The following is a 17,765-nucleotide window of genomic DNA, read 5'->3' as shown; positions in this document are numbered from 1 at the left end:
ATACCGAGTTTTTCGATTCTGGAATTAAGGCATGAAAGAATACGACATCATCGTCATAGGCGCTGGGGGAGGAACGAAACTAGTCACCCCTCCTTCTCAAATCGGCAAAAAAGTCGCTGTTTTTGAAAAGGAATCTCCCGGAGGAACATGTCTCAATAGAGGATGCATTCCTTCCAAAATGCTGATCTATCCTTCTGAGATTTTAAGATTTCCACAGGAGTCCGAAAAATTCCCGATCCGATTTCCTTCTCTTCCTGAAGCGGACTTTTCGACCATCGTCAAACGAGTGTCAGATACGGTGGATGCGGATTCAGCGTCCATACCGGTTGCCTACGATAAAAATCCTAACATCGATTATTATCCTTATTTTGCCCGTTTTCTTTCCGACAAAGTCATAGAAGCGAACGGGGAAACATTCACCGCCAAGCATATATTCATAACTGTTGGAACCAGACCTCTCGTTCCGGAAATCCCCGGTTTGAAAGAAACACCTTTCTGGACTTCCCGAGAGGCACTCCGACCGGACAGTCTTCCTCAATCGATGATTGTTCTAGGTGCAGGATTTATCTCTTTGGAGTTAGGAGCGGCATACGCAGCTTACGGATGCAAGGTGACCGGATTTGCAAGAAAAGACGTCATGAAAGATTTGGATGGAGAAGTAAAGGAAGAGTTAAAATCTAATCTTCCCTTCCCTATTCATACTCACTCTGCAATTCAAAACGTTACTTTCGACGGAAAAAATTTTTCCGTAACTGCAAAAGACAAAGAAGGAAATTCTTTCGTTACTACTGCGGAGAAACTTCTTGTTGCTACAGGAATCATTCCCAACACAGACGACTTAGGTCTGGAAAATACGAAGGTAAAAATCAATGAAAAAGGATTTATTGAAGTAAACGACTTTTTAGAGACTTCCGTTTCAGGAGTATTCGCTTTTGGAGATGTGATCGGAAGACATTTTTTCAGACACAGCGCCAATTTCGAAGGGGAATATCTGTTTCAAAATTTATTTCTGAGCGAAACTTCATCCCCCATTCATTATCCTCCCATGCCATCTGCAGTCTTCACTCATCCTCAAATCGCAAGCGTAGGTTCCACAGAAGAAGAATTGATTCGGAAACAAATCCATTATTACAAAGGAGTGAACCGATATTCCTCTTCCGCAATGGGAATGGCAAGAATGTCGACCACCGGATTCGTAAAGGTGCTTATCGACAAACAAAAAGAAACGATATTAGGCGCCCATATCATCGGGGACGAAGCCAGCAATATGATCCACCATTTGGTTCTGGGAATGAATCTGAATGCGAACCTGGATCAACTTTTAAACATGATCTATATCCATCCGGCACTTCCCGAAATCACAAGAAACGCTCTTCGAAAGGTTAAGGAAGAAAGAAAAAAGGAAAAGGGATTTTAATATGGCTAAAAAACTTTTATTCAACAAATACGACAAACAAACGTTATTCAAAAAAGTAATTTCCGATCCTAGGGAAAGAAGAGTCGTTTCCTTCTATCGTTATGTGAAAATCGAAGATCCTGCTTCTTTTAGAGACAATCTATACGAGAAAATGGATCAATTGGGGATTTTAGGAAGAATCTATCTTGCGGAAGAAGGAATCAACGCTCAATTTTCCGTTCCTGTAGAGGAATATTCCCGCCTGCGTATGTTAGTTGACTCTATCCCGGAACTGAAAAACATATACTTCAACGATGCGGTCGAAGATAAAAAAGAGTCCTTTCTCAAACTTGCCATCAAAGTTCGCAGCAAAATCGTAGCGGACGGCTTGGATGATAAAACCTTCGATCCGAGCGACGTAGGAACCCATCTATCTCCTCTCGAATTTCACGAAGCCTTATCCGAACCGAACGTAGTCATAGTGGATCTAAGAAACAATTACGAATCCGAAGTAGGTCATTTCGAAAATGCGATTTGTCCAGATGCGGGAACCTTTAGAGAAGAACTTCCTATGGTGGAAGACATCCTTAAAGAAGAGAAAGGTAAAAAAATCCTTCTTTACTGCACGGGAGGAATTCGCTGTGAAAAAGCGAGCGCCTATTTGAAACATAAAGGATTCGAACAAGTCCACCAGCTCCGAGGGGGTATCATTAATTATGCGAAGGCGATCCAGGACAACGGACTCGTTTCCAAATTTAAGGGAAAAAACTTCGTATTCGATGACAGATTAGGCGAAAAAATCACGGATGATGTACTCACTGTATGTTATCAATGCGGAAAACCTGCGGATCGTCATACGAACTGCGCCAATCTAGGATGCCATGTCCTTTTCGTTCAATGCGAAGAATGCGCTGCGGAAATGGAAAACTGTTGTTCCGAATCGTGTAAATCCATGGTGCAACTTCCAGAAGAAGAACAAAAAAAAATACGTAAGGAAGGAAGAAAACACTCCTATCCTACTCATCATCTAACAAGAAAACTTGTGGGAAAATAAATTGAAACAAACCCAAAACAATGTTTATGCGATTGAAATAGAAGGTTTGGAAAAAACCTATAAAAGCGGAGTGAAAGCTCTCGATTCCATCGACTTACACGTGCAAAAAGGAGATTTTTTCGCGCTTCTAGGTCCGAACGGTGCAGGCAAATCAACTACCATAAGTATCCTGAGCAGTCTGGTTCAAAAATCGGCAGGCAAAGTCAAAATCGCAGGAATCGATATCGATGAAAATCAGAATCTGGCGAAAACCTTTCTGGGAATCGTTCCTCAAGAATTCAATTTCGGCATCTTCGAAACAGTAGAAAACATTCTCATCAACCAAGCAGGTTACTACGGGATCCCCTATAAAACCGCCAAAGATAGAGTGGAATATTATCTAGACAAACTTTCATTAATCGACAAAAGAAAAACCCAGTCCGGCCAACTTTCCGGTGGGATGAAAAGAAGGTTAATGATCGCAAGGGCACTCGTCCATGAACCGGAGATTTTGATTTTGGATGAGCCCACTGCGGGTGTCGATATCGAAATCAGAAGATCCATGTGGGAGTTTCTGAAAGACCTGAATGCCAAAGGCAAAACGATCATCCTTACGACTCATTATCTGGAAGAAGCGGAATCTTTGTGCAGAAACATCGCCATCATCGACAAAGGAAAAATCGTGGAGAACACTACGATGAAAAAACTGCTGCAAGGTTTGGATACGGAAACCTTTATCATCGACCTGAAGGAAGAACCTAAAAAGAAAACCTCTTCCTCTAAGTTCACCTATCAATGGATTGATGGAAAAACCATAGAGGTTCAAATCAGCAAAAAACAATCCGTAAACGAATTATTCGCAGAACTCACCAAACAAAAACTGCAAGTTGTCAGTTTAAGAAACAAATCCAACCGTTTGGAAGAATTATTTTTGAATCTGACAAGAAGGAAATCCGCATAATGTTCCGACAAAATCTGATCGCATTCACTACCATCATTAGAAAGGAATGGATTCGTATCATCCGTATCTGGCTCCAAACACTCATTCCTCCGGTGATCACAATGGCTCTTTATTTTCTTATCTTCGGAGAACTCGTAGGAAAACAAATCGGTAAAATCGGAGAATTCACCTACATTCAGTTCATCGTTCCAGGACTCATTATGATGAGCGTCATCACAAACGCTTACGGGAATGTGGTTTCCTCCTTTTTCGGAACGAAATGGCAAAAGAACATAGAAGAACTTTTGGTTTCGCCTACTTCTTCCTATACGATTGTTTTGGGTTATACGTTCGGAGGAGTGGTAAGAGGAATTGCTGTAGGAACTTTGGTGACTCTCACTTCTTTGTTCTTCACAGAACTAAAGATTCATAACCTGTTTATCATATTGGTTACTGTTCTTTTGACATCCATCTTATTCTCTTTAGGCGGATTTCTAAATTCTCTTTTCGCCAAAAAATTCGACGATGTAACCATCATCCCTACTTTCGTCCTGACCCCTCTCACCTATTTAGGAGGTGTCTTTTACTCCGTGAAAAACCTTCCCGAATTTTGGCAGGCAGTATCCTTCGCAAACCCGATCCTTTACATGGTGAATGCATTTCGATACGGGTTTTTAGGAGTGAGTGACGTAAATATCTACTTTGCCCTTCTATTTCTTGCCGTTTTATCCACCGCATTATTCTTATTTTGTGTTCGTTTGATGGAGAAAGGATATGGAATCAGGAACTAGAAAAGACCGCATAACTCAAATTTTAGCAAAATCACTTTCCCCTCGTTTTTTGGAAGTCATCGATAACTCCCAAGCACATGCAGGGCATGCGGGTTCTTCTCCCAGCGGAGAAACCCATTATAAAATCAAAATCCAGGGAGATGCCTTTGCGGGCAAAACCCCTGTGGAAAGACATAGAATGGTATATGCGCTTGTGGATTCCGAATTCAAAACGGGTCTACATGCTTTGGAAATCGAAGCGTCCCCCTAAACCAAGGAGTCTAATAAATAGATATGAACAAACCCACTTTAATCAGCTTTAAACTTTGCCCTTATGTTCAAAGATCGGTAATCACCCTTCTCGAAAAAAAAGTAGATTATGAAATCAAATACATCGATCTAAGCAATAAACCAGACTGGTTCCTAAAGATTTCCCCCTTAGGCAGAGTTCCCGTTTTGCAAGTAGGGGAAGATGTTCTCTTCGAATCCGCGGTGATCAACGAATACTTGGACGAAGTCAGTCCACCTTCCATCCATCCGGAATCCCCCCTTACGAAAGCGAAACACAGAGCATGGATCGAATTCGCCAGTGCCTTGTTAGTGGATCAGTATTTTTTGACTATGACGAAAGAACAGGCGGAATTCGAAAAGAGAAAGGGAGAGATCATAAACAAATACAAACAATTGGAAGCGATCCTTCCTGAACCTAAAAACGGGGCGCTTTATTTTTCAGGAGACCGTTTCCATCTGATAGACACCTCCTACGCTCCCGGGTTTATGAGATTTGCCATCCTTCAATCCGCCCTTCCCGAACTGGACTTAGACAAAGACTTTCCCAAAGTAAGAACCTGGGTCAAAACCCTACTTTCGAAAGAATCCGTCCAGAAATCTGTTTTACCGGAAGTGCCCGAAGAATACATTCGATATATCAAGGATCACAAGTCCTATTTAGGGAGTTTGCTGAAGTAACCCAAATGACTTTAGAAGAAATTCAATCCAAAATTGAAACAGGCCTTCCCGGATCCAAAGTGGAAATTTTAGATCCGTATAAGGATGGAGTTCATATCAAAGCGCTAGTCACCTATTCAGGGTTCAGCGGAAAATCTATGATTGAACAACATAGAATGGTTTATGCCACTTTAAAAGACGAATTAAAAGAAGAAATCCACGCCCTCGGCTTGGAAACTAGGAGTGAATGAATATGGAACAAGAATTAAAAACCAAAATCGAAGATATGATCAAATCCAAAAAGGTTTTCCTTTTTATGAAAGGAACTCCAGAGATGCCTCAATGCGGTTTTTCCGCAGGAGTCGTGAGCATCTTAAAACAACTGCAAGTTGATTTCGGATCTTTCAACGTTCTCTCCGACATGAAAGTAAGAGAAGGAATCAAAGAATTCACGAACTGGCCGACGATCCCTCAACTTTATATCGATGGAGAATTCATCGGAGGCCATGACATCACTGTGCAAATGGCTCAATCCGGAGAACTTCTCAAAAAAATAGGTTAATCCATGTTTCAACTCTACCAATACGCATCTTGTCCTTACTGCCAAAGAGTCATCAGCTATTTGAGCAGAACATCTCTTGTTCCCGGGAAAGATTATGAATTGGTAGAGGCTTCTCACGGAACTCCCGGAAGAGAGGAAGTGGTTCGTTTGGGAGGGATCTCCCAAGTTCCCTTTTTGGTGGATAAGGAAACCAAACTCTACGAATCTATGGACATCATAGAGTATCTAAAAAGAAAGTATTCGTAAAGGCGATAATCAAATTCAATTCCCGATAACAATTTATTTCTAAGAAAATCATGTTAAAGGAAACTTTCTTTTCTACTTTAGGAAAATATTCAGTAACCCAGAAACAAAGTGAAAGTTATTGGAAAGAGGTAGTTTCCTGTTATTCGGAAAACGGAAGATATTATCATACTCTGACCCATATCAAAACTCTATTTGATCAACTGGAAAACAAAAAACACTTTTTTCAAAATTGGGATGCCGTTTTCTTCGCAATCGTTTATCATGATATAATATATAACGTTTCTTTTTATGAGAATGAAGAGAAAAGTGCTGAGTTGGCTCGGGAACGACTTTCCAACACATCCTTTCCTTCTCAAAATATTTCTCTTTGTGTTTCTCAAATACTGGCTACCAAAGAGCACAGCGACTCAGAAAGTTCCGATACAAATCTTTTTTTGGACGCCGACTTATCGATTTTAGGGCAAAACAGAATTTAAAAAGAGAACTCCAAGGATTGGAATCGATAAAGTAATATTTTTTACTCCCTATATTAAATTCACTCAAATCCCAATAGATCTAAAATCTTTTTCCCTACTTGTCTCTCCTTACCTTCGTAAGGAAATTCATGGATATAAAGAACAGGATTAAAATTGATTTCTAAGATAGCATAATGTTTAGGATCGGGTCTTTGTTCGATTTGGGTGGAGATGATATCGATTCCGCAAATGACCGCATTGGCTGCTTTCGCGGAAGCAAGAGCGATCTCTTTGAACTCAGGATGAACTTTATCCGTAAAATCAAGTGAATCCCCTCCCGTAGAAATGTTCGAATTTTTACGAAGATACGCAGTTTGCCCCTGAGCCAGAACGGAAGAAAAATCCAAACCTTGAGAAGCTAATACTTCCTTTTCGATTTCTGTCATTTGGATTTTTTCTAAAGGGGTTTTGTGACCTTCTCCTCTTCTGGGGTCTCTATTTTTGATTCCAATCAATTCTGCGACTGTCGACTTTCCGTCTCCCTTTACATTCGCAGGTACACGGTTGCAGACTGCGACAACTTCATCACCTAATACTAAAAAACGATATTCGGGGCCTTCTATGAATTCTTCTATAATGATGGAAGGGGAATAGGAAAAAGATCGTTCCACGAAGGTTTTGAAATGATCGAAAGAATCCCCTGCGGGGGAAATTCCGATTCCTATCCCGAAATTCGTAGTAACCGGTTTGATGACTTTTTTGGATGCTTCGAAAACCGGAAAATCGGAAAGAGCGGATGCAACGTCCGAATAACTTCTGCCTAAAGGAACCCTGATTTTGTTTTCGGAAAGAATCAGTTTGGATGCGATCTTATTTTCCATCACCAGATAAGTCATAAGGCTGTCCAATCTGGTTTTGCTTGCTTCCTTTACGAATTCACTGTGGTTTCCTTGGACAAGCCGCAGAAAATTTTCTTTTCTGTCGACGATCTCTATTTGAATGTTTCTGGCAATCGCTTCTCTAACAATGATTTGGGTGGATATTTCCATATCCTCCCATCCTTTCGGTAAATCCATATTCGACTGTGTCATACTGTTCCGGAACAAATATTCAGAGGTTTTAGTTCTATCGGTTTTTGATTCTTTTTTAGATGGGAACCTTCCAAGTTCTCCAGCTTTTTTTGTTCGTATAAGGATTGTTCTGCCATATCTTCGAAATATTGCATTCTCTCCAAACTGATAGGAATTTCTTTCAAATATTGAGCATGACTTTGGGATAATTTAAGACCGAACTCCGCATAACTCATCTTATTGATATTTAGATCCAGTTCGGAGATTGTGGTCGCCAAAAGACCTGGATCGTTCCATTTTTCCCACTGAGCTTCCCAAGCCTTGGAATACTTTCCGTTTTCAGAATCATTTCGATCCAAAATGTCCGCAATCGGCTGGAGTTCGACTAATACTTGATATATGAATTCTGAAAAATTCCATTTTTCTCCCATAAATTGTACGGAAGTTTTCGGATTTCGACCGTTCCAAGTCACCTTTTCCTGGTTGGCTTTCCAATCCTTCATTTCGGATCTATCCGCTTTGGGAGAATCGGACAAAAGACAATGAAGAAGAAGTAGATGAATGAAATACAAACGGTTCTCTTCCACTCCTACCGGAGAAAAAGGATCCACATCCAAAAGCCGAATCTCTAAGTATTCCACTCCTCTTTCCATCAATGCATCCAATACCCTTTCGTCTCCATGAGGAACCTGCTTGGGACGGACTAAGGAATAGTATTCGTTTTCGATCTGAAGGTAATGATCGTTCAACTGTTCTTTTTCAGAAATAGAAGAATATCCTGAATACGGTTTGGAGACCGCCGCACACATATCGTATGAATAATCTTTCAGGGAATTGACGGAGATGGGATGTTTTCCCTGGACGGCGCTGGTATAACCGATGCTCGATAAACGAAGAGTAGTCGCAAAAGGAGAGTATAAAGTTTTTTTCCGATAGGAGGACAGGTTTTTATCCTCCTTATGAAAACTCTCATCGATTAAACTGGAAGCTCCGAAAAAATATAATAAAACAGGGGATATACGATTGAAATTACGGATCGTATCGAAATAGATCTGCGATTGGGTTTCTTTAGTTAAGGGCTTTTTATAACGCAGATCAGAAATAAAGGAAAGAAGGCATTTATCGAAAGAAAGATTATAATGCACTCCTGAAATCGTCTGCATCTTTCTCCCGTAACGATTTCCCAAACCCTTTCGATAGATCGTTTTTTTTCTGCCTTCTTTGCTGGTTCCGTACAACCCGACAGGAATTTTGTCTTCCGAAGGTAGAGGGCCAGGCATACTGAAAGGCCAAAGGGTTTCGCCATCTAACTTTCGCAAAGTGAACGCATGTAGCTCCGTCAATTCTCCCATAGTTTCTTCTATGGTTTTATAGGCGCCTGTCGCATATTCCACTTGCGGTTCCGCGAAATCGGTTTTGATCAGAGGATGAGTCAGTGCGGAGCCTAAAGATTGAGGGTGATTTTTTTTGGAAATTTGTCCTTTTCCATCCACTCTCAAAGTTTCTCTCTCTAATCCGTGTTTTGCGGAAGAGAGACATTCGGAGTAATTTTCTTTCAGAATCGTTTTGGCTGTTTTTTTATAAAAGCGAGAAAGTAGTTTTGGTTTTGTCATATTAAAAACCGAGAGGAATTCCGTCCCCTCTGGGATCGGACACTCCTATGAGTTTGTCTCCTTCTTTGGCAACGGCAAAAACTTTTGCCCTATGTCTAGTATATTGGACTTGGTAAAATGGCAAATCCACTTCCGGAAAATTCGATTTTGCTTCCGGTTCCACAAATAAAATATCAGGTTGAAATTGATGGTGCAGACGAGGATAGGACGCACTTTCGTACAGACCGTTTCCCTCTACCTGATAGCGATACAAAGTATTCAAAATTGTGGTGGGGATTTGAGATCCTCCGGGAGCACCAATCACGATCAAACTGTTTCCTTTTTCATCCAGAACAATGCTGGGGGACATGCTAGAAAGAGGAGTTTTTCCTTTGCCGATCGCATTGGAAGCCGCACCCACCAAACCGTATAGATTAGGAACTCCAGGTGCCACGGAAAAATCGTCCATGGTATTGTTCAGAATGAGTCCTGTCCCTGGAACCAAAACCTTCGCCCCGAAACTTCCGTTGACGGACTGTGTGGAAGAAACAGCATTTCCTTCCTTATCCAAAACGGAGATATGAGTTGTGTTGTAAGATTCAGGTTTCAAAGATGAGGAAGAGTTTTGCGGCCAAGCACCGGAAACAATTTTTTTCTCGATTTCCGCAGCTTCCGATTTCGCATAATTTAATGAGGTGAGTCTATTCACATCGATCGCAGTGAATTTAGGATCACCTCCCAAATTGGCTCTATCCCGATAGCCGACCCGCATAGCTTCCGTTAAATCCAAAATCGGACGAATTTCTCCTCCTGGAAGTGTTTTCTTCTGATTCAATTCGTTCCAAACATGAAAGATAGTGATCAAATGAACTCCCGAAGAAGGAGGGGGCATGGTCATGATTTGTTTCCCGAAAGCAGTCCCGAAAATGGGTTCCGTTTCCAAAACCTGATAGTTCTTCAAATCGGAAGCTGTGATAAATTCCCCATGAGAAAGATAATAAGAAACTATCTTTTTGGCAGTCTCTCCTTCTCTGATCTCGGCATCTCCGTTGGTTTGGATCTGTTCCAAAACTAAAGCAAGATCTTTCTGATAGATCATTTCCCCTTCCCGGAGAGGTCTGCCTTCTCTTCCGAAAACGGACTGCATCTCAGGATTCATCAAAGACCATTGGGATTGGATGGCTCTCGCCAAATCTCCGTAAACGGAAAAACCTTTCGATGCGATATGAATGGAAGGTTCCAAAACCTTTGCCAAAGGAAGTTTACCGTATTTTTTCTGAATGAAAACCAAACCCTGTATGTTTCCGGGCACTCCCGCACTATAAGGACCGTTCAATGTTTTTCCAGGGATCGGTTTCCCGTTCTCATCTAAATAAAGTTCGGCGATTCCTTTTTCGGGAGATCTTTCTCGGAAGTCGAACGCTTTCCTGAGTTTACCTTTGTTCAGATTGATCACTGCAAACCCTCCTCCCAAAAGCCCGGTGGACTGAGGGCGAAGCACGGAAACGGCAAAACTTGCGGCGACAAAACTATCCACCACGTTTCCCCCTTCCTTCCAAGCGAACATACCCGCATCGGAAGCGAGAGGATGATCCGTAGCGATTACGAATTCGTTCCCTTTGATTTCATATCTTTCCCTTTTTTCGGGAGCTCCCTCGATCTGAGGGAGGATTTTAATCTCTTTGGAAGCAGCGGAACCGGATTGTTGGAGAAAGGCAGGATGGCAATGAACAAGTAGAAGGAAAAAAAATAAGAAAGAGGATTTAGCATATAACTTAAGTTTCATGGCATTTCCTCAATCAAAGATACCCATCTGCATCTTTGCTTCTTCACTTGCCATCTCTCTGGGGTCCCATTTCGGGTTCCAGACGATATTGACTACCGCTTCGTTGATTCCGTCCACTCGAAGAGCGAAATTTTCGACATCCTGCTTCATTTGAGGACCGGCAGGGCAAGCCAGAGAAGTGAAAGTCATCACGATATCCGCTTTGCCGTCTTCCACGGTGATTTGATAGATTAACCCTAGTTCAATGAGAGAAATTCCGATTTCAGGATCTTCCACCTCACGAACGCTATTGTAAACTTCCCATTCTTTCGGAGTGTTCGGCATTGTGATCATATTATTCTCCTAAAATCCCTTTTTCAAGGCAACATAAGGCAGTAAAGCGCATCTGTGACGTCCAGGATAATGCAAAACGATTTCCCAGAATTCTCTTTCCGAATCGGGAATCTCTTCGGAACCGATTCCTGTTTCCAAATACTTCTGCCTTAGCTCCCACTCGGAACGGACAAAATCTTCCGTCCAAAGATGTTTTTTCGCATATAAAATTCCTGCGGAAGCCTGACAGATAGAACAGGCTTCTCCTTTTAGACCCAAGATTTGCAAAGAAAGGTTCCTATCCTGCGAAACAAACAATTCCGTTTCGTCACCGCACATAGGATTTTTAGCATATAATATTCTGTCGAAAGAGGAAGAGAAATTCCAAATTCCCTGGTTTTTCCAATTGAGGAAAAGATCGATATGATTATTTTCTTGCGACACGGGAAAAAATAGATTTCACCTTCTCGATACCGTAAACGAGTGCATCTACATCTTCTTTGGTATTGTACAAATAGAAAGATGCTCTACAAGTTCCAGGAATGCTCCAACGCTTCATCAAAGGCTGGCAGCAATGATGCCCCACTCGAATGGCGATGCCTTCTTCATCGAGGATGGAACCTACGTCATGAGGATGAACTCCATCCAAAGTAAAGGAAATCACTCCCCCTCTTTTTTCCATATCTTCCGTTCCGTAAATAGTAAGACCGCCCATACGATTCAGTCGAGAGAGAGCGTATTCAGTGATCTCCATTTCATGAGCATGGATGTTTTCCATTCCCAATTGACTGAGATAATCCAAGGCATAAGAAAAACCGATCACTCCTGCGATATTGGGAGTACCTGCTTCCAGTTTGGCGGGAAGATTGGCGTATGTGGAACGTTCCAAATCGACGGATTCGATCATATCTCCTCCGCCCATCCAAGGAGGCATAGCTTCTAAAATCTCTTCTTTTCCGAAAAGAACTCCTACACCGGTAGGCCCGAGCATCTTATGCGCGGAGAATGCGTAAAAATCGGCATCTAAAGAAACCAGGTTCACTTTCAAATGAGAAGCGGCCTGAGCTCCATCTAATAATACTTTTGCGCCCACTTGGCGAGCTCTTTCGATGATGGGAGCCACATCGTGGATGGTTCCGGTCACATTGGACATATGAGAAACCGCAACCAATTTGGTTCTTTTGGTGATGATGTCTTTGAGACCGGAAAGGTCGTATTTACTGTCCTCTTGGATGGGGATGAATTTCAGAATGGCTCTTTTTTCCTGAGCCAACATCTGCCAAGGAACCAAATTGGAATGATGTTCCTGAACGCTTAGGACGATCTCGTCCCCTTCCGAAATATTCACTCTCCCCCAAGTCTGAGCTACCAAGTTGATGGATTCGGTAGTTCCTCTGGTAAAAATGATGGCTTTCGCACATTGCGCTTGGAAAAAATGAGAGGTTTTGATTCTCGTTTTTTCGAACATCTCCGTTGCATGTTGGGAAAGATGATACACTCCCCTGTGGATGTTCGCATTTTCTTCCGTATAATATCGATTTGTTGCTTCTATTACGGACTTAGGCTTTTGGGAAGAAGCACCGTTGTCCAAATAAACCAAATTTTTACCGTTAGGTGTTTTCGTGGAGAGAATGGGAAAATCGTTTCTGATTTGATACGGATCTATCTTCATATCAATCCTCCAAATCCACTTCTAGATTTTCTTCTACTACTCTGGTTTTAAAAACAGGAAGAGGTTCCGTAGCAGGGCGTTCCAAAACCTCACCCGTACGAATGTTGAACTTCGCAAAATGTCTGGGGCAAGTGATGACTTCTCCTTCCAAGGTTCCGCAGGAAATCTCTTCCCCGTCGTGAGTGCATTGGTCTTCGAAAGCAAGATAATCGTTTCCAACCTTTGTCAATGCAACTCTGCAATAACGGGTATCGACTACCTTGATCTCACCTTCCTTCACTTCGTTTGCGGAAATCAATCTGCGATAGCTCATCCGATCTTCCTGCCTGAAATTTTAGAATGAATTCTTGTTTCCAATGTTTCCTTCAAAGAATCGGGGAAAGGAAGTTCAGCAATGGCTTTCCCGTAAAATGCGGAAACAAGAAGAGACTTGGCATCCTCGGGAGAAAGCCCTCTGGAAAGAAGATAAAACAACTGTTCTTCGTCGATATCTCCCACTGTGGCCCCATGGGTGCAGGATACGTCTTCCGAAAAAACTTCTAATTTAGGATTCGCTTCCGCTCTCGCCTTTTTGTCCAAGGAAAGATTATGGGATTCTTGATGAGCGACCACCTTTTTTAAATTAGGTGGAATATGGAGATTTCCGGTGAAAATATGATGGGATTTGTCAGTGACAATGGTCTTATAAGAAAGTTTGCTTGTAGTATGATCCGCATGATGGGTGACAAGAGCTTCCACATCGTTCCATTCTCTTTGATTCAGAGCAGTGACTGCGGAAAGATTCAATTCGCTTCCTTTTCCGGAAAGTTTAGGAAAATAGAACGTTTTTCCTCGGAACCCTCCCAAAGGAAAACTGTATAGGGAAAGTTTGGAATCTTTCGCCTGTCTGCTGAATACGGAACGGAAATGATAAAGATCGGGATCGTAATCCTCGGTAAGAACCAAATCCAGACAGGAAGCATCTTCCAAATCGTAGAAACTAACGGAAGTAAATAGATGAAGTTTATCGGAGACAGTGGATGAGGAATAATTCTCAGTAAGTCGAACTTTTTTGTTTTTAGGAACATGGAGCAAAAATACCGAGGAAACGGAACCTTCCCCTTTGAAGTGAAAATTCCAATCTTCCACTTCGTCTTTGCCATCCTGCCCGCCTAACGAATAGAAATAATATTCCTTTGCATGAACCAAACCGTACAAGGCGAAAAAATCGGACTTACAAGATTCCAATAATTCGTCGAAGATCTCACTTGCTTTGGAAGAAACAATTTCGGATGCAAAAATGGAATCTTTCACCTCTACGGAAGAAGTCAAAGGTTCAGAACTTAACTCGGGAAAATGAAATTGATTTAACGGAAATTTTCTCCAAACTTCCTCGTCTCCTTTGGGAAAGGAAAGAGTGCCAAGTAATGACTTCGCTTTTTCTCGAAAGGATGCGACAAGACCTTGGTCCAATCGGGAAGTTTCATTCCTAAGGAGAGAAACGTTCAATTATTTAACCCCTTCTCTTTCCAAAATCCAATCGTAACCGGATTCTTCCAATTTCAAAGAAAGTTCTTTTCCTCCGGTTTCCAAAATTCTTCCGTCGGCGAACACGTGTACGAAATCGGGAACCACATAATTCAGCATTCTTTGGTAATGTGTGATGAGTAAAATGGAACGTTCGTTTGTTTTGTTTGCGGTGATTCCTTCGGAAACGATACGAAGAGCATCGATGTCAAGACCGGAGTCTGTTTCATCTAAGATGGATAAGGTGGGCTTCAAAAGACTCATCTGTAAAATTTCGGCTCTTTTTTTCTCACCACCGGAAAACCCGTCATTCACATAACGACCAATAAACGAATCGGGGACTTCCAAAAGGGACATTGCCGATTTCAATTCGGAACGAAATTCCTTAACAGGTATGTCTTTGCCTCGATGAGCTTTTAAGATCGATTTTAGAAAGTTTCCAATCGTCACTCCGGGAAGAGCGGTAGGATATTGGAAGGATAGAAATAAACCAAGTCTAGCTCGTTCTTCCGTAGGAAGGGCTAAAATGGACTGACCTCGGAACAGAATGTCCCCGGAGGTCACTGTATATTTAGGATGACCTAAGATTACATTGGAAAGAGTGCTTTTTCCAGAGCCGTTCGGACCCATGATGGCATGCACTTCGCCCGAGCCAATGGTCAAATTGACTCCTTTGAGTATTTCTTTGTCGCCCACAGTCGCGTGGAGAGAGCGGATTTCTAGAATGGCGGACAAGGTGTATATCCCCGGTAAATTTAGTTAGAATGATTCTACTTTTAGACGAATCCCTTCTACCAGGAAATCAAGCTAGTCAAAAAAAACAAACCATTCCCTATTCGGCCCAATCCACCTGAGCGATCAGGATTCTGGCATTGGAGAGAGAAAAGGTAAAGATCACATATTGATTTTGATTTTGGATATCATATAGAGGGTAAGTCACCCCCCATTTTTTACGGAATCGGTCCGCTTCTGCCCTATGTCTTAAAAAATAGGGTTTCCAGGCGTAATTATTGCCGATTTGATTCATCTTTTCCAAATACCCGCCTCTTCTTCTGTCCAGATCGTAAGTGGGAGTGATTTGGTAACCGTCTTTGTCGCAAACGAAAATCTTAAGTATGTTATTCGGAAGTGAATCCAGAATTTTACCGAAGTTATACGCAAAATCGTTATCATCGGAATCGGACAGACCGTTGAAAATCTCGTTCAATCTGTCGATGATGTTCTGCTCTCTGATTCCCTTCTCTATAATTTCATTGGAACGATGTTTCGAAAAGTTTTCCAATACTGTGGTCATTTTGTCAGAGAAAGTGCTTCGATTCAAGAAGTGAGGGTTCGGAGTGGAGAAATAAAATCCCTGAAGAAGATTGGCTCCCATAGACAAGGCAAGATTCACTTCCTCTTCCGTTTCAATTCCTTCGAAAAGCAACTGAGAGCCCAATTTTTGAGACATTTCGGAGATCGCTCCCAAAACCTGTTTGAAAGAATTCTTATTCAAACTCTCTCTCATGATTTGGATGTCTACTTTCATGATGTCCGGATGAAGATAACCGATTCTCTCCAAATTGGAAAACCCGGATCCCAAATCATCGATTGCGATTTTCAAACCATAATCTCTAAAGATTTGTACGATTTGAATGAGTCTTTCGATAGAGCCGTCGAATTCATCCTCGGTGATTTCGATCACAACCTGATTTCGGTTGATTCCGTATTTTTCAATGAGTTGGATGATATGAAAGTTTTCCGCAAATAGATCGGTATGATGCACTCTCGAAAGAAAGTTAGGCATCATGTTAAAAAATAATTTCGTGCGAAGGCCGGATTCCTTGAGCTGTTGAACCGCTTTTTCTCTTAGGATTCTATCTATATTGTATATGGGAACCATGTCTTGTTCCCTGCTGTGAAAGAGGCCACCGAGAGAGTGGTATGTATTTTCGTCCGGATTGAATTGCCGCCCTAGAACTTCATAAGCGGAGATGGAGCGATTGATCGCATTGACGATCGGTTGGAAGTGAGGAACAAAATGAGTTTCATTCCAAAACTGATTTCCTTCGTGTGTTTCAGTGATGAACATAGTTCCTGTGCGTCCTTTCCCCTCCATCTTGGGATATGCAACATAAGTGACAAGAATTTATTCCATCTTTTATACCAATTAGGACATTTTTTGCCATAATTATGGCGAATTTGTGCAATGCTAAATGGAATATCCGTCCGGAACTGTGGTATGTCTGGGAACAACGATGATTCCATCCCTGATTTTTATGTATTCGTCTTCGTATTCCGTATAGTTTTTCAGGTTCAAAAGTTTCACATCCGCACCTATGGCACAGTCCTTGTCCACGATGGTATTCCGAATTTCACAATTCGGGCCAATTCCATTCGGAATTTTGCCGGATCTTCGGTCGAAATACCCGTAATGATCGAGACCCATGACAATGGAATTGTAGATTTTGGTGCCATGGTCGATGAACTGCCTCACTCCGATCACAGATTTATGAACTTCACAATGATTGAGGATGGTTCCTTCTGAAATCAATGCCTGATTCACGATCGCATGATTGATTTTAGTAGGAGGAAGAGACCTAGGTCTTGTGTAAAAGGGAGTTTTTTCCAGATACAAATTGAACTTTGGAATGTCATCCGTAAGCATCAGGTTGGCTTCGTAAAACGCTCGTATGGTTCCTATGTCTTCCCAGTAGCCATTGTAGACATAAGACTTCACTTTTTTTTCCCGAATCGCCTTGGGAAGAATCTCTTTTCCGAAATCGGTCATGGAAAGATCTTCCAGAACATCGACTAAGGTTTTCGTATTGAAGATATAAATCCCCATATTCGCCAAAAAGCTTCCATCCTGCTGTCTGCAGTTTTCCACCTGACTTATGTCTTGCGGCTTTTCAATAAATTCTTGAATGAACCCGTTTTCACCGGTTTGCACGATTCCCAATCCGTAAATTCGATCTTCCGGAACGGAATTGGAAGCGACACTGATCTCCGTTTCCGAATCCGCCAGATGGTTTTGAATGAAGTCGGAAAGATCCATATTATAGAGCTGATCCCCGGAAAGAATCAGAACATATTTCGGTTTTTGCTCCCTGATATAAGGAAGAACCTTTCTCACCGCATCCGCTGTGCCTTCGAACCAATTTACGCTGGATACTGTTTGTTCCGCTGCGATGATTTCCACAAAACTCTTTTGATGGATGGAGTTCGTGGAATAGGTTCTATGGATATGTCTGTTGAGTGAGTACGAATTGAACTGAGTGAGTACGAAGATTTTTTCGAAACCGCTGTTGAGAGAGTTCGAAATAGGGATGTCGATGAGCCTGTATTTTCCCCCGAAACTTACCGCAGGCTTGGATCTTTTTTCCGTTAGGGGAAGAAGTCTGGTTCCCTTGCCTCCCCCCAAAATAACGGTGAGAACTTCATCTTTCCGCAGAACAAACCCTGCGGAATCAATTGAATCTTCCTGAAAACGCATAC

At 41.9% G+C, this 17,765-nt stretch carries 21 protein-coding genes; 10 read left to right on the top strand and 11 right to left on the bottom strand.

What is annotated here, in order from left to right; translation table 11 throughout:
• Positions 1-31: 31 nt before the first annotated feature.
• The 10 genes from EHS15_RS13485 to EHS15_RS13440 are packed head-to-tail and all read left to right on the top strand — an operon-like array spanning position 32 to position 6,371.
• The gene (locus EHS15_RS13485) at positions 32-1,417 is read left to right on the top strand and encodes a dihydrolipoyl dehydrogenase (protein ID WP_135761091.1); all 1,386 of its coding nucleotides are present in this window, start codon (positions 32-34) and stop codon (positions 1,415-1,417) included.
• 1 nt (position 1,418) lies between these two features.
• Complete coding sequence (gene trhO / locus EHS15_RS13480) at positions 1,419-2,450, top strand: oxygen-dependent tRNA uridine(34) hydroxylase TrhO (RefSeq protein ID WP_135761090.1); 1,032 nt, start codon at positions 1,419-1,421, stop codon at positions 2,448-2,450.
• Position 2,451: 1 nt separating this feature from the next.
• Complete coding sequence (locus EHS15_RS13475) at positions 2,452-3,390, top strand: ABC transporter ATP-binding protein (protein WP_135761089.1); 939 nt, start codon at positions 2,452-2,454, stop codon at positions 3,388-3,390.
• Positions 3,390-4,160 carry an ABC transporter permease gene (locus EHS15_RS13470; RefSeq protein ID WP_135761088.1) on the top strand — a complete coding sequence of 257 codons (771 nt, stop codon included), beginning with the start codon at positions 3,390-3,392 and terminating at the stop codon, positions 4,158-4,160. Before EHS15_RS13475 ends, EHS15_RS13470 begins: the two co-directional genes overlap by 1 nt.
• Positions 4,144-4,410 carry a BolA family protein gene (locus EHS15_RS13465; RefSeq protein WP_135761087.1) on the top strand — a complete coding sequence of 89 codons (267 nt, stop codon included), beginning with the start codon at positions 4,144-4,146 and terminating at the stop codon, positions 4,408-4,410. The genes EHS15_RS13470 and EHS15_RS13465 overlap by 17 nt, the downstream gene beginning before the upstream one ends.
• 23 nt (positions 4,411-4,433) lie before the next feature.
• Positions 4,434-5,108: a glutathione S-transferase family protein gene (locus EHS15_RS13460; RefSeq protein ID WP_135761086.1), complete on the top strand. Its 675-nt coding sequence runs from the start codon at positions 4,434-4,436 to the stop codon at positions 5,106-5,108.
• A 5-nt stretch (positions 5,109-5,113) separates the two neighbouring features.
• On the top strand, positions 5,114-5,338 hold the full coding sequence (locus EHS15_RS13455) for a BolA/IbaG family iron-sulfur metabolism protein (RefSeq protein WP_135761085.1): 225 nt from the start codon (positions 5,114-5,116) through the stop codon (positions 5,336-5,338).
• Between the two features lie 2 nt (positions 5,339-5,340).
• Positions 5,341-5,649, top strand: a complete 309-nt coding sequence (gene grxD, locus EHS15_RS13450) for a Grx4 family monothiol glutaredoxin (RefSeq protein ID WP_135761084.1) — start codon at positions 5,341-5,343, stop codon at positions 5,647-5,649.
• 3 nt (positions 5,650-5,652) lie between these two features.
• The gene (locus EHS15_RS13445; RefSeq protein ID WP_135761083.1) at positions 5,653-5,895 is read left to right on the top strand and encodes a glutathione S-transferase N-terminal domain-containing protein; all 243 of its coding nucleotides are present in this window, start codon (positions 5,653-5,655) and stop codon (positions 5,893-5,895) included.
• 50 nt (positions 5,896-5,945) lie between these two features.
• On the top strand, positions 5,946-6,371 hold the full coding sequence (locus EHS15_RS13440; protein WP_135761082.1) for an HD domain-containing protein: 426 nt from the start codon (positions 5,946-5,948) through the stop codon (positions 6,369-6,371).
• Positions 6,372-6,430: 59 nt separating this feature from the next.
• Here EHS15_RS13440 and gshAB read toward each other — a convergent pair whose 3' ends face one another.
• From gshAB to EHS15_RS13385, 11 genes are all read right to left on the bottom strand, one after another.
• Entirely contained in the window at positions 6,431-7,441 is a 1,011-nt protein-coding gene (gshAB, locus tag EHS15_RS13435) for a bifunctional glutamate--cysteine ligase GshA/glutathione synthetase GshB (RefSeq protein ID WP_135761081.1), read from the bottom strand.
• Positions 7,438-9,033, bottom strand: coding sequence for a glutamate--cysteine ligase (gene gshA, locus EHS15_RS13430; protein WP_135761080.1), 1,596 nt, complete (start codon positions 9,031-9,033; stop codon positions 7,438-7,440). The genes gshAB and gshA overlap by 4 nt, the downstream gene beginning before the upstream one ends.
• Before the next feature lies 1 nt (position 9,034).
• Entirely contained in the window at positions 9,035-10,798 is a 1,764-nt protein-coding gene (ggt, locus tag EHS15_RS13425) for a gamma-glutamyltransferase (protein ID WP_135761079.1), read from the bottom strand.
• A gap of 9 nt (positions 10,799-10,807) precedes the next feature.
• The gene (locus EHS15_RS13420) at positions 10,808-11,131 is read right to left on the bottom strand and encodes a metal-sulfur cluster assembly factor (RefSeq protein ID WP_135761078.1); all 324 of its coding nucleotides are present in this window, start codon (positions 11,129-11,131) and stop codon (positions 10,808-10,810) included.
• A 9-nt stretch (positions 11,132-11,140) separates the two neighbouring features.
• Entirely contained in the window at positions 11,141-11,554 is a 414-nt protein-coding gene (locus tag EHS15_RS13415; protein ID WP_135761077.1) for an iron-sulfur cluster assembly scaffold protein, read from the bottom strand.
• Entirely contained in the window at positions 11,538-12,782 is a 1,245-nt protein-coding gene (locus EHS15_RS13410; RefSeq protein ID WP_135761076.1) for a cysteine desulfurase, read from the bottom strand. The genes EHS15_RS13415 and EHS15_RS13410 overlap by 17 nt, the downstream gene beginning before the upstream one ends.
• A 1-nt stretch (position 12,783) precedes the next feature.
• Positions 12,784-13,095 (bottom strand): Rieske (2Fe-2S) protein, encoded by a 312-nt coding sequence (locus EHS15_RS13405; RefSeq protein ID WP_135761075.1) that lies wholly within the window; start codon positions 13,093-13,095, stop codon positions 12,784-12,786.
• On the bottom strand, positions 13,092-14,270 hold the full coding sequence (locus tag EHS15_RS13400) for a SufD family Fe-S cluster assembly protein (protein ID WP_246052144.1): 1,179 nt from the start codon (positions 14,268-14,270) through the stop codon (positions 13,092-13,094). The genes EHS15_RS13405 and EHS15_RS13400 overlap by 4 nt, the downstream gene beginning before the upstream one ends.
• Positions 14,271-15,023 carry a Fe-S cluster assembly ATPase SufC gene (gene sufC / locus EHS15_RS13395; RefSeq protein WP_135761074.1) on the bottom strand — a complete coding sequence of 251 codons (753 nt, stop codon included), beginning with the start codon at positions 15,021-15,023 and terminating at the stop codon, positions 14,271-14,273. It abuts the gene before it with no gap.
• A gap of 97 nt (positions 15,024-15,120) precedes the next feature.
• Complete coding sequence (locus EHS15_RS13390) at positions 15,121-16,359, bottom strand: EAL domain-containing protein (protein ID WP_135761073.1); 1,239 nt, start codon at positions 16,357-16,359, stop codon at positions 15,121-15,123.
• Between the two features lie 120 nt (positions 16,360-16,479).
• A complete protein-coding gene (locus EHS15_RS13385; protein ID WP_135761072.1) occupies positions 16,480-17,763 on the bottom strand; it encodes a sugar phosphate nucleotidyltransferase in 1,284 nt (427 codons plus the stop codon).
• Positions 17,764-17,765: the final 2 nt, after the last annotated feature.

It is taken from the genome of Leptospira idonii, assembly GCF_004770995.1.
GTDB classification, from domain to species: domain Bacteria; phylum Spirochaetota; class Leptospiria; order Leptospirales; family Leptospiraceae; genus Leptospira_A; species Leptospira_A idonii.
Note: the sequence above shows the minus strand (reverse complement) of the source record. Positions and strands in the feature narration are given on the sequence as shown.